Here is a 13686-nt window from a genome sequence, read left to right as displayed (position 1 = left end):
CTGCGGGATCACGCGCTGTTTCCCTGACGGGCGTCGCCGAAAGACCAGAGAATCGACCGGTCCGCGGCGTCGCGGCCGCGGCGGACGCCGCACGTCAGCAGCGCTGACGTAAGCAGGCTGGAAACAAACAAATAATCGTGCTATATACTGCCGGGACGGGCGCTTTCCTGCCGCGCCCGACGGAGATCAACCTACCCCCGCCCCATGTTCATCGACCGACGCAGGTGTTTCCGCACCGGACCGGCGAGGCGTGGGTAGCAGGCGGGGCATAGATTTGGAAAGATCGTCAATGGCTGCCAAGGCTCTGCACTTCGATGTCGGCGATTACGTCGTTTACCCCAAGCACGGCGTGGGTCGCGTGATCGAGCTGCAGAAATCGGAGATCGCGGGCATCGCGCTCGAACTCTACGTGCTGCGGTTCGAGAAGGAGCGCATGACGCTGCGCGTTCCGACCAACAAGGCCGAGAGCGTCGGCATGCGCAAGCTGTCGTCGGACAAGACGATGCGCGAGGCGATGGAGACGCTGAAGGGCAAGCCCAAGGTCAAGCGCACGATGTGGTCGCGTCGCGCGCAGGAATATGAGGCGAAGATCAATTCGGGCGACCTCGCCTCGATCGCCGAGGTGGTACGCGACCTGTTCCGCGCCGACGACCAGCCCGAGCAGAGCTATTCCGAGCGGCAGATTTTCGAGGGCGCGTGCAGCCGCCTCGCGCGCGAGCTCGCCGCGATGGAGCAGATCGACGAGCCGGCGGCGCAGGAGAAGATCCTCGACATCCTGCGCAAGGCCGCGGCGATCTATAACAAGGACAAGCAGCCCGCGTGAACAGGTAGACCACATCTGTAAACAATATCTGTTTACAGGCGTAATCATAAGGGCGTATCGCTGGCTCCGGTTCAACGGAGTTACCCGCGATGCGCTCTTTGTCGTTTCTGACCCTGCCCGTCCTCGCCTCTGTGATCACGACGCTTCCGGCGGAGCGTGCCGGGGCGGCCGCGGGTAGCTTCGCGGTCGACTACACGATCCGCGATTTCACCCGTGTCGCGCTCGGGACCGCGGCGCAGATGCAGGTGCGCGTCGGCCCGAACTGGTCGGTCCACGCCGACGGCCCCGCCGCGATCCTCGCCACGATGCGCATCGAACGCGACGGCGACACGCTGAAGGTCGTCCGTCGCGATCCCAAGGCAAGGGGTGATGCGGCGCAAGAACGGCAGGTCCGCGTCACCGTGACGATGCCGCGCCTGTCGGCCGCGGCGCTGGGGGGCAGCGGTACGATCGCGATCGACCGCGTATCGGGGCCGCATTTCGACGCCTCGGTCGGCGGGCAGGGTGCAATGACGATCGCTGCGCTCACCACCGACGCGGCCGAGGTATCGATCGGCGGCACCGGCAGCGTCGTTGCCAGCGGTCGCGTCCGCGACCTGAAGGTCTCGATCGGCGGCGCGGGGTCGCTGCGCGCGCCGGCGCTGCATGCCGCGCACGCCGACGTGTCGGTGGCGGGTTCGGGCACCGTCCTTGCCAGCGTCGAGGGCAACGCCAGCGTGTCGAGCGTCGGTCGCGGCACGATCGACCTCGGACCCCGCGCGCGATGCGACGTGTCAAAAATGGGTGGCGCGCGCATCCGTTGCGGCGCTTGATCATCGCTCCGACGTGTATTAACGTGGCAATACGGTTGGAGGATGTGACATGCGCTATCTCGCTCTTGCCTTGCTGATCACGGTTGCCGCCTGCGGGATGACTGCCACCTACGCGTCGGGCAATCAGGAGGGCATCGCGCCCGACGGGGCGGGGGCGAGCCGCGGTTACGCCGCGCGCGACTTCACGCGCGTCGCACTCGCCGGGCCTGACAACGTCGAGGTGCGCACCGGGCCCTATTCGGTGCGCGCGGAGGGCGATCCGGCGCTGCTCGATCGGCTGGTGATCCAGCGCGAGGGCAACAGCCTGCGCGTCGGGCGGCGGAACGGCATGACCTGGAGCAAGGGCGGGGTCCGCGTGATCGTCACCATGCCCGCGATCGAGGACGGCGCGATCGCGGGATCGGGCAATTTGCGCATCGCGCGCGTCGAGGGGCCGCGCTTTCGCGGCGCGATCAGCGGGTCGGGCGATCTGATCGTCGACGCCATGCGCGCGGGCGAGGTGGAATTCGGTATCTCGGGCTCCGGCGACGTGACCGCCGCCGGGCAGGCACAGGCACTGACGATCCGCATCGCCGGATCGGGCGATGTGCAGGCGCGCGGGCTGACGGCGGCGCGCGCGACCGTCTCGGTCGCGGGATCGGGCGACGTCGCCGCGGCGGTGCGTGGCCCGGCCGACGTGCGGCTGGCGGGATCGGGCGATATCGACCTCGGCCCCGATGCGCGCTGCACCGTCCGCAAGAGCGGGACGGGCACGGTGCGCTGCCACGCCTGAGACGGCTTGCCCCGGCAGTGGCGCGGTGCGACGCTGACGCGATGATCCGCCATCGCGCCCTGCTCGCCCCCCTGCTCCTGCTCGCGACCGCCGTTCCGGCGAATGCCGCCGAACGGGTGTGGAACATCGGCAGCTTCGACCGGGTGCGCGTCGACGGACCGTTCGAGGTACGGATCGCAACGGGCGCCAGTCCGCGCGCGACCGCGAGCGCGCCCGAGCCCGCGCTGCTCGAGCGATTGCGGCTGAGCAACGAGGGCGGCACGCTGTCGCTCCGGCTCGATCGTGGCACCGGCGATCGCGCGGGACGCGGTGCCGCGGCAGTGCCGGTGTTCACGCTGTCGACGACGCAGTTGCGCAGCGTCGCATTGCTATCCGGCGCGAAAGTGTCGGTCACGCGCGTGAAGGGCGAGCGCGTCGACCTGAGCGTGACGGGCACGGGCACGCTGTCGGTCGACGAGGTCGCGGCGGACCAGATCGTCGCGTCGGTGATCGGCAGTGGCGCGATCCGGCTCGCCGGACGCGCGGGCAAGGCGCGGCTGCTGACCAACGGCCCGGGATCGATCGACGCGAGCGGATTGTCGGCGGGCGACCTGTTCGTCTCGCTCGACGGCGCGGGCGAGACGCGTGCCGCGGCGCGTTATTCGGCGGAGATCAATTCGACCGGCATGGGACGGGTCAGCGTCGGCGGGAATCCCAAATGCGTGGTGCGCGCCGCGGCGGGTGGCCCGGTGACGTGCGGCGCCGCGCCCGCGCGCTGAGGCTCAATCCTCGCCCGGCCCCAGTTCGGGATCGAGATCGCGCGGACGGATGAAACGGGTGAGCGTGCCGGTCCCCTCCGCGACCTGCGCCCAGGCATCGAACGCGAAGGTCAGTTCGGCGAGCGTCGCGGTCGGGTATTTTTCCTCCACATCGTCGCGCAAGGTACCGGGTTCGTCGGGGGAGAGCATGAGGACGAGATCCTCGAGCCCCGGATTATGCCCGATCAGCAGCAGCCGCGCATAATCGTCGCTCGTCTCGCGCACCACGTCGAGCAGCGAGCCCGCCGAGGCCAGATAGATGCGGCGGTCGTAGGCGGGCGAGAGTGCGCGCGCGTAGCCCGATTCGATGCCGTCGATCGTCTGTTCGACGCGCACCGCGGGCGAGGCGACGACGTGATCGAAGCCGAGGCCCAAACGGCGAAGCTCGCGCCCGACGGTCTGCGCGGCGCGGCGTCCCTTGGGATTGAGCGGACGGTCGAAATCGCGCGCGACCGGATCGTCCCAGCCCGACTTGGCGTGGCGCAGCAGCGTCAGCGTCTTCACCGGGACCGATCTCCATCAAGTGGGCAGGGGTGCTCCATGCCCGATTGCGCCGCGCGTGGATAGTCGCTCGGCGACGCGCGCGGCGGCTTCATCGAGCGTCACGCGGCGGATCGGCACGCCGGGTGGGAAGGCGTCGAGCAGCCGCGAGGGCATGGCGGCGGAGAGGAGAACGAATGCGCCCGCGTCGTCCTGCCGCCGGATCAGCCGTCCGAACGCCTGCGCGAGCCGCGCACGTACGATGCGGTCGTCGTACGCGCTGCCGCCGCCCGCGAGACGACGCGCGGCGTGAAGCACGGTCGGTTTTGGCCAGGGAACGCCCTCCATCACCACCAGGCGGAGCGAGTCGCCGGGCACGTCGACGCCGTCGCGCAGCGCATCGGTACCGAGCAGGCTCGCGTGCGGATCGTCGCGGAAGATGTCGACCAGCGTGCCCGTATCGATCGGGTCGACGTGCTGCGCGTGGAGCGGCAATCCTTCGCGCGCGAGGCGATCGGCGACGCGCGCGTGGACCGCGCGCAGGCGGCGGATTGCGGTGAACAGCCCGAGCGTGCCGCCGCCCGCCGCCTCGATCAGCCGCGCATAGGCGCCCGCGAGTTGCGCCACGTCGCCGCGCTTCACGTCGGTGACGATCAGCACCTCGGCATGGTTCGCGTAATCGAACGGGCTCGCGACCTCGAACCGGTCGGCAGGGCGTAGCAGGTGCGCCGCGCCGACGCGCGCCTCTGCGGTCGCCCAGTCGCCGCCCGCCGTCAGCGTCGCGGAGGTGACGAGCGCGCCGTGCGCGGGCTTGAGCACCGTTTCGGCGAACGGCTTGGTCGGGTCGAGCCAGCGGCGGTGGAGCCCGATATCGTACTCGCGCCCCTCCGCACGGTCGACCGCGAGCCAGTCGACGAAGGCGGGGTCGGCCGGGCCGCCGATGCGCGACAGCAAGGCAAGCCACGCCGCGACCGTCTCCGCGCGCCAGCCAAGCGAGGCGATCGCGCCCTCGATCCGCGCACGCGCCGGCGCGTCCATCCAGTCGGGCGCGTCGGCGAGCACCGTCTCCAGCCGCTTGCCGAGTGCGACCATCGGGCGGACGAGCGCGTCGAGCGCGGCGGCGGCGGGCGCGGCGGCCTCGATCAGCTCCGGCGTCGGCTCGGCGAGTTCGGTTTCGAGTGCGTAGCCCGCGTCGCCGGGTTGTTCGGCGCGTGCGTAGGTGAGGCCGCGCACCGCGGCGAGCAGCTTCTCGACCGGACCGAACGGCGCCCCCTCCCCCAACCGCCCGAGCCAGCCGTCCGCCGCGAGCGCACCCGCCGCCGCGACGATATCCGCAACCGCCGCACCACCCTGCTCGTCGTAGCTGGCGAGATCGGACAGGCGCGCCTGCAATCCGCGGCGGCGGCCGCGGCTGGTACCCTCGGGGCCGATGATCCAGCGGCGCAGCTCGATCGTCTCCGCGCCCGTCAGCGCGACGCCGAACATCGCGTCGGCGGCGTCGAACAGGTGGTGGCCCTCGTCGAAGACGTAGCGCGTCGGGCGCGTCGCGGTCTCACGCCCGCGCGCGGCATTGACCATGACGAGCGCGTGGTTGGCGATCACCAGATCAGCCTCGGCCGAAGCACGCGCGGCGCGCTCGATGAAGCATTTCCGGTAGTGCGGGCAGCCCGCGTAGACGCACTCGCCGCGGCGGTCGGTCAGTGCGGTCGAACCGTTGCGGCGGAACAGCGTCGGCAACCAGCCGGGCAGATCGCCGCCGACCATGTCGCCGTCAACGCTGTACGCCGCCCAGCGTGCGACGAGCTGTGCCAATACCGCCGCACGCCCGGCAAACCCGCCTTGCAGCGCGTCCTCCAGGTTCAGGAGACAGAGGTAATTCTCACGGCCCTTGCGCGTCACGACGCGCGTCCGCCTGACGCTCTCGTCGGTATAGACGCGACGCGTCTCCGCGCCGAGTTGTCGCTGGAGTGCCTTGGTATAGGTAGAGATCCACACCGCGCCGCCCGCCGCCTCGGCCCACAGACTCGCGGGCGCGAGATAGCCGAGCGTCTTGCCGATCCCGGTGCCCGCCTCCGCCAGCATGAGATTGGGCGAGTCGCGCATCGTACGAGGCGTGAACGCGGTGCTGGCGGCGGCGGCGAAGCGCTGCTGGCCGGCGCGTGGCTCCGCGCCCTCGCCGGTCAGCTCCTCCAGTCGATCGAGCACCGCACCCTCGGGCATCGTCACGGTGCGCGGGGCGGGGCGCGGCGGTGCCTCGCCCCACTCGGGCAGGCGGGTGAACAGCCAGCGCTCCTGCGACGACGGCTTGGCGATGCGGGGGGCGAGCGGCGGCGCCCAGGCCCAGCGCAGCCGCGTGAGCGACTGGAGTGCGGTCCACGCGCCGTCGCGCTCGCGCCAGTCGCTCGTGGGAACGTCGAGCAGTCGCTCGGCCGCGGCGAGCAGGAACGGCGCGACCTCCGCATCGTCCGCGGGCACATCGAGCGCGGTCACTGCGGCGAGCCCCTTGGGCGTCGGCACCATGAACCGGGCCGGATGAAGGAACGCGAACAATTCGAGCAGGTCGAGCCCCGACAGGTCGGCGTAACCCAGCCGTTGACCGAGGAGCGCGGCGTTCAACAGGATTACGGGCGTGTCGGCGGCGAGCCGGATCGCCTCACCACGTGAGACCGCGCGCGTGACGCCGTCATGCGACACCCAGATGCCCGAATGGCTGGCGTGCAAAGCGGGGTAATGAAGCGCGCTCACGATGGTGCAGGTGCGCATCGGCGAACAGAATGGCAACCCACGAGTAGAGCCGTGCCGTCGATAAGCACATGATCTGCCCATTTGTTTTATTTGCAAACGTTTCGCAGTCGCATCAGCCGTGAAGAATGGGTGCTGCGGGGTGGATTCCTCGCGCCCGCTGTGCTTAGGACACCCCAAAGCGTTTCCACCCGCCACCATCTGGAGAGGCGTCCCCATGAACATCCACGAATACCAGGCCAAGGAACTGCTCGCGAAGTACGGCGTCGCCGTGCCGCAGGGCTTCGCCGCGATGAGCGTGGAGGAGGCCGTCGAAGCATCGAAGAAGCTGCCCGGGCCGCTCTATGTCGTGAAGGCGCAGATCCACGCCGGCGGCCGCGGCAAGGGCAAGTTCAAGGAGCTCGGCCCCGATGCAAAGGGCGGCGTCCGTCTCGCCAAGACCGAGGACGAAGTGCGTCACGCCGCGACCGAGATGCTCGGCAACACGCTGGTGACAATCCAGACGGGTGACGCGGGCAAGCAGGTCAACCGCCTGTACGTGACCGACGGCGTCGACATCGCGAAGGAATTCTACCTCGCGCTGCTCGTCGACCGTGCGACGGGCCGCGTCGCGTTCGTCGTCTCGACCGAGGGCGGCATGGACATCGAAACCGTGGCGCACGACACGCCGGAGAAGATCCACACCTTCTCGGTCGATCCCGCCACCGGGTTCCAGCCGCACCACGGCCGCGCGGTCGCCAACGCGCTGGGCCTGACCGGCGACCTCGCCAAGCAGGCGCAGGTTCTCGCGAGCAAGGTGTACGACGCCTTCCTCGCCACCGACGCGTCGCAGATCGAGATCAACCCGCTCGCCGTCACCGACGACAACAAGCTGATGGTGCTCGACGCCAAGGTCGGCTTCGATTCGAACGCGATGTTCCGCCACAAGGATCTGGCCGAGCTGCGCGACGAGACCGAGGAAGACCCGGCCGAGATCGAAGCGTCGAAGTACGACCTCGCCTACATCAAGCTCGACGGCGATATCGGCTGCATGGTGAACGGCGCTGGCCTCGCGATGGCGACGATGGACATCATCAAGCTGAACGGCATGTTCCCGGCCAACTTCCTCGACGTCGGCGGCGGCGCGAACAAGGAAAAGGTGACCGCGGCGTTCAAGATCATCCTCGCCGACCCCGCGGTGAAGGGCATCCTGGTCAACATCTTCGGCGGCATCATGAAGTGCGACATCATCGCCGAGGGCATCGTCGCCGCCGCCAAGGAAGTGAACCTGTCGGTTCCGCTGGTCGTCCGCCTGGAAGGCACCAACGTCGACAAGGGCAAGGAAATCCTCAGCCAGTCGGGCCTCGCCATCGTGCCCGCCAACGATCTGGGCGATGCCGCGAAGAAGATCGTCGCCGAGGTGCAGAAGGCGGCGTGATCCCGCGTCATCACTGATCGAGTCGGAAGGGGTCGGGCGGAAACGTCCGGCCCCTTCTTCGTTGATGCGCCGGATGCCGCTACGGCACGGCGCGATTGCGGGCTGGCCACCATACCGCACTTGCGAAAACGACCGAAAATCGCCAATTGGATCGCCGACACAGGCGCGCAAAGTATGGAAGAGGAGCTCCGATGAAGGTGCTGGTGCCGGTCAAGCGCGTGCTTGACTACAACGTGAAGCCCCGCGTGAAGGCGGACGGGTCGGGCGTCGATCTGGCGAACGTCAAGATGAGCATGAACCCGTTCGACGAGATCGCGGTCGAGGAAGCGATCCGCCTGAAGGAAAAGGGCGTCGTGACCGAGATCGTCGCGGTGTCGATCGGCGAGCAGAAGGCGCAGGAAACGCTGCGCACTGCGCTCGCCATGGGTGCTGACCGCGCGGTGCTGGTCGTCGCCGAGGGCAAGGTCGAGCCTCTGGGCGTCGCCAAGCTGCTGGCGAAGATCGTCGAGGAAGAGCAGCCGAGCCTCGTCATCCTGGGCAAGCAGGCGATCGACGACGACAATAACCAGACGGGCCAGATGCTCGCGGGGCTCCTCGGCTGGGGTCAGGCGACCGCGGCGTCGAAGATCGAACTGTCCGCGGACAGCGCCAAGGTCGTCCGCGAGGTCGACGGTGGACTCGAGACCGACACCTACAAGCTGCCCGCGATCGTGACGACCGACCTGCGGTTGAACGAACCGCGCTACGCGAGCCTGCCCAACATCATGAAGGCGAAGTCGAAGCCGATGGCGCAGAAGACGCCGGCCGATTACGGCGTCGACGTGAGCCCGCGCCTCACCACGTTGAAGGTGGTCGAACCCGCGAAGCGTCAGGCCGGCATCAAGGTCGCCGACGTCGACGAGCTCGTCGGCAAGCTCAAGTCGATGGGCATCGCCAACTAACTCCTGAGAGGATCTGAAGCCATGAAGACTCTGGTTTGGGTCGAGCACGACGGGCAGACCGTCAAGGATGCGACGCTGTCGGCGGTGACCGCGGCGTCCAAATTGGGCGAGGTTCACCTCCTCGTCGCCGGCGAAGGCGTCGACGGTGCGGCACAGGCGGCAGCGAAGATCGCGGGCGTCGGCAAGGTCCACGTCGCCGACGACGCGGCGTTCGCACACGCGCTCGCCGAGAATGTCGCGCCGCTCGTCGTCGAGCTGATGGGCCATCACGACGCATTCGTCGCCCCCGCAACCTCGAGCGGCAAGGCGATCGCGCCGCGCGTCGCAGCGCTGCTCGACGTGATGCAGATCAGCGACATCCTGTCGGTCGAGGGCGAGGACACCTTCACGCGGCCGATCTACGCCGGCAACGCGATCGCGACCGTGCAGACCAAGGACGCGAAGAAGGTCATCACCGTGCGCGGCACGGCGTTCGACAAGGCCGCGACCGAGGGTGGCTCGGGCGAGATCGAGGCGGTTGCCTCGACCGGCGACAAGGGCCTGGCGACGTTCGAGACGCAGGAACTCGCCAAGTCCGAGCGGCCCGAACTGACCAGCGCCAAGATCATCGTCTCGGGCGGGCGCGCACTTGGCTCGGGCGAGAAATTCCACGAGCTGATCGAGCCGCTCGCCGACAAGCTGCACGCCGGCGTCGGCGCGAGCCGCGCGGCGGTGGATGCGGGGTTCGTACCCAACGACTATCAGGTCGGGCAGACGGGCAAGATCGTCGCGCCCGAAGTCTATGTCGCGGTCGGCATCTCGGGCGCGATCCAGCATCTGGCCGGCATGAAGGACTCGAAGACGATCATCGCGATCAACAAGGACGAGGACGCGCCGATCTTCCAGGTCGCGGACATCGGCCTGGTCGGCGACCTGTTCAAGGTCGTGCCGGAACTGACCGAGAAGCTGTAAAGGATGGAAGGCGGGGTCCCGACCCCGCCGGTGCCGCCGCGCCGAACGCAGGCGGCATCCATCCGCCCGGCCGGCGCGGCCACAGCCGCGACCGACGACGCGGGACTTGCTCCCGCGTCGCTGCGATTACGCGGGCCGCGGGTGGCCAGTCTGCCTGCCTCGCAATCTGCCAGCGAAACTGCCGCTCAAGCGCAGACGCTTTTTATGTTGCGGCGGGGAAGGGCTGCGTCCGAGCATCGGATTTGGCGTCAGAAGCGATGCGAACGCAGTCAATCGCTTGATACGTCACGCGCAGCGCGTCACGTTGTTTCGCTGATGGCATCCCCCTCTCCCACGATGACAATCGACGGCTTCGCCCTGCACGCTGGCGCGGCATTGCCGTTGCTCTCCGAACTACACGCGCTTGCCGACGACGTGCCGCCACATCGCGGCGGCACGCGTCTGCACGGTCAGCCGGCGCTGACTGATTTGGTTCACCACGGCGCGATCGCCGCGGTTGCCGCCCGCTATCTCCGCGACGGCGCCCGACCCGTCCGGGCGATCATGTTCGACAAGACACCGCAGGCCAATTGGTCGCTCGGCTGGCATCAGGATCGCACGATTGCCGTACGCGAACGGCACGAGACGTGCGGCTTTGGCCCGTGGACGATCAAGCAGGGCATCCTCCACGTCCAGCCGCCGTTCGCGGTGATCCAGAGGATGGTGACGTTGCGGGTCCATCTCGACGACGTGCCGGCGGACAACGCGCCGCTGTTAGTCGCGCCGGGATCGCATCGGCTCGGTCTCGTCGCCGAGCCTGACATCGCCGCTGCCGTGGCACGGTGCGGGACGCGGACATGCCTGGCCGACGCGGGGGACATTTGGGCCTACGCGACCCCGATCCTCCATGCCTCGGCCGCGAGTATCGGGCAGCGACACAGGCGCGTGCTGCAACTCGACTATGCGGCGCAGGCTTTGCCGGGCGGGCTCGACTGGCTCGGCGTGTGAGCAAAGCCGCCGGGTGACGGCCGGCACCTGCCCCTTACCCGTCAGCGTCCAGCGACTCGCGCAGATAGTCGCGGATCAGGCGGATCGCGTCGAGCGTGTCGGGCAGGACGGTCGCGATCGGCGCGGCGGGTGGCGGTGCACCGGCTGACGTCGAGGTCGGCGCGGATGCGGTCGGTGTGCGCTCGCCCGACAGCAATTGCTGGACGCCGCGGACCGTATAGCCTTCGTGGTTGAGCAGGCGATCGATCCGCTGCACCAGCGCAACGTCGCCGGGGCGATAATAGCGACGGTTGCCCGCGCGGGTGATGGGCCTGAGCTGGGGAAAGCGCCCTTCCCAGTACCGCAGGATATGCGCGGCGACCCCGGTCAGCTGCGTGACCTCGCCGATGGTGCGGAACGCAGTATCGGCCTTCGCCGGGGCAGCGCCGCTGCCGCTATTCCCCCTGCGTTCGCCCGCGGTGGTCACCGGCGCATGATCCGTTTGCCGGATCAGTCCGCCGACATGATGCGCTCACGCATCATCTGGCTGGCACGGAAGGTAAGCACGCGGCGCGGCGCGATCGGCACCTCGACGCCGGTCTTGGGATTGCGGCCGATCCGCTCCCCCTTGTCGCGCAACACGAAGGTGCCGAAGCCCGAGATCTTGACGTTCTCGCCGTGCGACAGCGCTTCGCACATCTTGGCGAGGATCTGCTCGACCACGCGGGCGGAATCGGCGCGCGAGAGGCCGATCTGCTTGTGCAGCGCCTCGGCCAGATCGGCCCGTGTCAGCGTGCCCGCGTCCGTCATGCTCGTCGGTCCCCCAATTAAACCTTCGTTTCCGGTGGTATAAAGCCCAAACGGCTTTGTCGACTAGGCAGACATACCCATAACGGCACGAACCGTCAGTAGCGCAGGACCGCCGCACCCCAGGTGAAGCCGCCGCCCATCGCCTCCAGCACGACGAGGTGACCGGGCTGGATGCGCCCATCGCGCACCGCGGTGTCGAGCGCGAGCGGCACCGACGCGGCCGAGGTATTGGCGTGTTGATCGACCGTCACAACGACCCGCTCGGCGGGCAGTGACAGCTTGCGCGCGGTCGCATCGAGGATGCGCGCGTTCGCCTGGTGCGGAACGACCCAGTCGATGTCGTCGGGCGTCAGGTCGATGTCCTTGAGCGCCTCCGCCATCACCGCCGCCAGATTGGTGACGGCGTGGCGGAACACCTCGCGGCCCTTCATGCGCAGCTTGCCGACCGTGCCGGTCGTGGACGGGCCACCGTCGACGTAGAGCAGTTCGTTGTGGCGCCCGTCGGCGTGGAGCTTCGCTGCGAGGATGCCGCGCGCATCGGGGCTGGTCACGTCGTCGGCGCTGTCCTGCGCCTCGAGCACGATCGCGCCCGCGCCGTCACCGAACAGCACGCAGGTGGTGCGATCCTCCCAGTCGAGGATGCGGCTGAACGTCTCGGCGCCGATCACCAGCGCACGGCGGTGTGCCCCGGCGCGGATCATGCTGTCCGCGACCTGCACCGCGTAAAGGAAGCCCGAGCAGACCGCGGCGACGTCGAATGCGACGCAATCGTCGATGCCGAGCAACGCCTGCACCTTGGTCGCGGTGGCGGGAAAAGTCTGATCGGGCGTCGCAGTCGCGAGGACGATCAGGTCGATGTCCTGCGCGGCCAGCCCCGCGGCGGCGAGCGCGGCCTTCGACGCATCGTACGCAAGCGTCGCGGTCGTCTCGTTGGGGCCGGCCAGGTGACGGAAACGGATGCCGGTACGCTCGACGATCCACTCGTCGCTGGTGTCGACCTGTTGGGCGAGTTCGGCGTTCGACACGCGCCGTGCGGGAAGCGCCGAGCCGGTACCGAGGAGAACCGAGCGGATCATGCGGCAGCCTTCGCGTCGATGTTGCTCAGATCCTCGGCGATGCGGCGAGCGAGGTCGGACTTCACCATCTTGGCGGCGTTTCCGATCGCGGTCGCGACCCCGATCTCGTTCGCGCTGCCGTGGCTTTTCAGCACCAGGCCGTTCAACCCGAGGAAGACCGCGCCATTGTGATTGTTCGGATCGAGATGGTTGCGCAGCAGATCGGTCGCCGGGCGCGAGATCAGGAAGCCGATCTTCGAGCGCGCGGAACTGGAAAAGGCGCGGCGCAGCAGGTCGGCGACGAAGCGCGCGGTGCCTTCCGCGGTCTTGAGCGCGATGTTGCCCGAGAAACCGTCAGTGACGATCACGTCATGCTCGCCGCGCGAGAGGCGGTCGCCCTCGACGAAACCGGTGAAGTCCATCGGCAGGTGAGTGGCGGCGCGCAGCATCTGCGCTGCGTCCTTTATCTCGCCGGTGCCCTTCTGATCCTCGCTGCCGATGTTGAGCAATGCGACGCGCGGGCGGTCGAGTTCGAGCACGATGCGGGCATAGGCCGCGCCCATCACCGCGAATTGCGTCAGATTGCGCGCGTCACACTCGGTATTCGCGCCGAGATCGAGCATCACGACATCATTGTCGCCGAGTGTTGGCAGCAGTGCGGCGAGCGCGGGACGATCGATACCGGGCATCGTGCGCAGCGACAGCTTCGCCATCGCCATCAGCGCGCCGGTGTTGCCCGACGACACCGCGGCACCGGCGCGACCCTGCTTCACGCAGTTGATCGCGACGCCCATCGACGAGGTCTTCGCGCGGCGCAGCGCCTGGCTCGGCTTCTCCTCGCCCGCGATCACGTCGGCGGCGTGGATGACCTCGGAGGCCTGCGACAGGTTCGGGTGACGCGTGAGACCGGCGCGGATCGACGCTTCGTCGCCGACGAGCAGGAAGCGCAGGCCATCGTGGAGGCGACGCGCACGCGCGACGCCCGCCAGCATGACCTCCAGCCCCTTGTCACCGCCCATCGCATCGATGGCGATCACGGAACTGTCGGACATGGGACGGGTCACTCCAATCAAACGCGCCAATAAACGCGGGCGCGGACAACAAGGGTCCGCGCGGGGCG

The 13686-nt window shown here is 68.6% G+C and carries 14 protein-coding genes; 8 read left to right on the top strand and 6 right to left on the bottom strand.

What is annotated here, in order from left to right:
- The first annotated feature begins 289 nt into the window (after positions 1 to 289).
- The 4 genes from KZ810_RS12560 to KZ810_RS12545 all read left to right on the top strand — a co-directional run bounded on the left by KZ810_RS12560 (position 290) and on the right by KZ810_RS12545 (position 3165).
- Positions 290 to 823: a CarD family transcriptional regulator gene (locus tag KZ810_RS12560; RefSeq protein ID WP_019515453.1), complete on the top strand. Its 534-nt coding sequence runs from the start codon at positions 290 to 292 to the stop codon at positions 821 to 823.
- A gap of 89 nt (positions 824 to 912) precedes the next feature.
- On the top strand, positions 913 to 1635 hold the full coding sequence (locus tag KZ810_RS12555) for a GIN domain-containing protein (protein ID WP_219769432.1): 723 nt from the start codon (positions 913 to 915) through the stop codon (positions 1633 to 1635).
- A gap of 49 nt (positions 1636 to 1684) precedes the next feature.
- Positions 1685 to 2407, top strand: coding sequence for a head GIN domain-containing protein (locus tag KZ810_RS12550; RefSeq protein WP_219769431.1), 723 nt, complete (start codon positions 1685 to 1687; stop codon positions 2405 to 2407).
- 41 nt (positions 2408 to 2448) lie between these two features.
- The gene (locus KZ810_RS12545; protein ID WP_219769430.1) at positions 2449 to 3165 is read left to right on the top strand and encodes a GIN domain-containing protein; all 717 of its coding nucleotides are present in this window, start codon (positions 2449 to 2451) and stop codon (positions 3163 to 3165) included.
- 3 nt (positions 3166 to 3168) lie between these two features.
- Here KZ810_RS12545 and KZ810_RS12540 read toward each other — a convergent pair whose 3' ends face one another.
- Positions 3169 to 3708: a SixA phosphatase family protein gene (locus tag KZ810_RS12540; protein ID WP_219769429.1), complete on the bottom strand. Its 540-nt coding sequence runs from the start codon at positions 3706 to 3708 to the stop codon at positions 3169 to 3171.
- Between the two features lie 15 nt (positions 3709 to 3723).
- A complete protein-coding gene (locus KZ810_RS12535) occupies positions 3724 to 6447 on the bottom strand; it encodes an ATP-dependent DNA helicase (protein WP_258044830.1) in 2724 nt (907 codons plus the stop codon).
- A gap of 196 nt (positions 6448 to 6643) precedes the next feature.
- Between KZ810_RS12535 and sucC the strand changes: the two genes are divergently transcribed.
- From sucC to KZ810_RS12515, 4 genes are all read left to right on the top strand, one after another.
- Positions 6644 to 7843 carry an ADP-forming succinate--CoA ligase subunit beta gene (gene sucC / locus KZ810_RS12530; protein ID WP_219769427.1) on the top strand — a complete coding sequence of 400 codons (1200 nt, stop codon included), beginning with the start codon at positions 6644 to 6646 and terminating at the stop codon, positions 7841 to 7843.
- Positions 7844 to 8034: 191 nt separating this feature from the next.
- Entirely contained in the window at positions 8035 to 8784 is a 750-nt protein-coding gene (locus KZ810_RS12525) for an electron transfer flavoprotein subunit beta/FixA family protein (RefSeq protein ID WP_219769426.1), read from the top strand.
- Between the two features lie 21 nt (positions 8785 to 8805).
- Positions 8806 to 9735: an electron transfer flavoprotein subunit alpha/FixB family protein gene (locus tag KZ810_RS12520; RefSeq protein ID WP_219769425.1), complete on the top strand. Its 930-nt coding sequence runs from the start codon at positions 8806 to 8808 to the stop codon at positions 9733 to 9735.
- A gap of 315 nt (positions 9736 to 10050) precedes the next feature.
- Positions 10051 to 10722, top strand: a complete 672-nt coding sequence (locus tag KZ810_RS12515) for a phytanoyl-CoA dioxygenase family protein (RefSeq protein ID WP_258044828.1) — start codon at positions 10051 to 10053, stop codon at positions 10720 to 10722.
- Between the two features lie 34 nt (positions 10723 to 10756).
- Here the strand turns inward: KZ810_RS12515 and KZ810_RS12510 are convergent, their stop codons facing one another.
- From KZ810_RS12510 to plsX, 4 genes are all read right to left on the bottom strand, one after another.
- Complete coding sequence (locus KZ810_RS12510; RefSeq protein ID WP_219769424.1) at positions 10757 to 11188, bottom strand: MerR family transcriptional regulator; 432 nt, start codon at positions 11186 to 11188, stop codon at positions 10757 to 10759.
- A 23-nt stretch (positions 11189 to 11211) separates the two neighbouring features.
- A complete protein-coding gene (locus KZ810_RS12505) occupies positions 11212 to 11511 on the bottom strand; it encodes an integration host factor subunit alpha (RefSeq protein ID WP_219769423.1) in 300 nt (99 codons plus the stop codon).
- 95 nt (positions 11512 to 11606) lie between these two features.
- Positions 11607 to 12587: a beta-ketoacyl-ACP synthase III gene (locus KZ810_RS12500; RefSeq protein WP_219769422.1), complete on the bottom strand. Its 981-nt coding sequence runs from the start codon at positions 12585 to 12587 to the stop codon at positions 11607 to 11609.
- The gene (plsX, locus tag KZ810_RS12495; RefSeq protein ID WP_219769421.1) at positions 12584 to 13618 is read right to left on the bottom strand and encodes a phosphate acyltransferase PlsX; all 1035 of its coding nucleotides are present in this window, start codon (positions 13616 to 13618) and stop codon (positions 12584 to 12586) included. The genes KZ810_RS12500 and plsX overlap by 4 nt, the downstream gene beginning before the upstream one ends.
- Positions 13619 to 13686: the final 68 nt, after the last annotated feature.

Origin of the sequence: Sphingomonas citricola (assembly GCF_019429535.1) — a bacterium.
In the GTDB taxonomy this organism is placed as follows: Bacteria; Pseudomonadota; Alphaproteobacteria; order Sphingomonadales; family Sphingomonadaceae; genus Sphingomonas; species Sphingomonas citricola.
This window is presented reverse-complemented; position numbering and strand designations above follow the sequence as displayed.

Bases quoted from the DNA above. Each gene is read 5' to 3' on its own strand.
- KZ810_RS12555 (WP_219769432.1), top strand. From the start codon at position 913: ATGCGCTCTTTGTCGTTTCTGACCCTGCCCGTCCTCGCCTCTGTGATC.
- KZ810_RS12560 (WP_019515453.1), top strand. From the start codon at position 290: ATGGCTGCCAAGGCTCTGCACTTCGATGTCGGCGATTACGTCGTTTAC.
- KZ810_RS12535 (WP_258044830.1), bottom strand. From the start codon at position 6,447: ATGCGCACCTGCACCATCGTGAGCGCGCTTCATTACCCCGCTTTGCAC.
- KZ810_RS12515 (WP_258044828.1), top strand. From the start codon at position 10,051: ATGGCATCCCCCTCTCCCACGATGACAATCGACGGCTTCGCCCTGCAC.
- KZ810_RS12545 (WP_219769430.1), top strand. From the start codon at position 2,449: ATGATCCGCCATCGCGCCCTGCTCGCCCCCCTGCTCCTGCTCGCGACC.
- plsX (WP_219769421.1), bottom strand. From the start codon at position 13,618: ATGTCCGACAGTTCCGTGATCGCCATCGATGCGATGGGCGGTGACAAG.
- KZ810_RS12500 (WP_219769422.1), bottom strand. From the start codon at position 12,587: ATGATCCGCTCGGTTCTCCTCGGTACCGGCTCGGCGCTTCCCGCACGG.
- KZ810_RS12525 (WP_219769426.1), top strand. From the start codon at position 8,035: ATGAAGGTGCTGGTGCCGGTCAAGCGCGTGCTTGACTACAACGTGAAG.
- sucC (WP_219769427.1), top strand. From the start codon at position 6,644: ATGAACATCCACGAATACCAGGCCAAGGAACTGCTCGCGAAGTACGGC.
- KZ810_RS12505 (WP_219769423.1), bottom strand. From the start codon at position 11,511: ATGACGGACGCGGGCACGCTGACACGGGCCGATCTGGCCGAGGCGCTG.
- KZ810_RS12550 (WP_219769431.1), top strand. From the start codon at position 1,685: ATGCGCTATCTCGCTCTTGCCTTGCTGATCACGGTTGCCGCCTGCGGG.
- KZ810_RS12520 (WP_219769425.1), top strand. From the start codon at position 8,806: ATGAAGACTCTGGTTTGGGTCGAGCACGACGGGCAGACCGTCAAGGAT.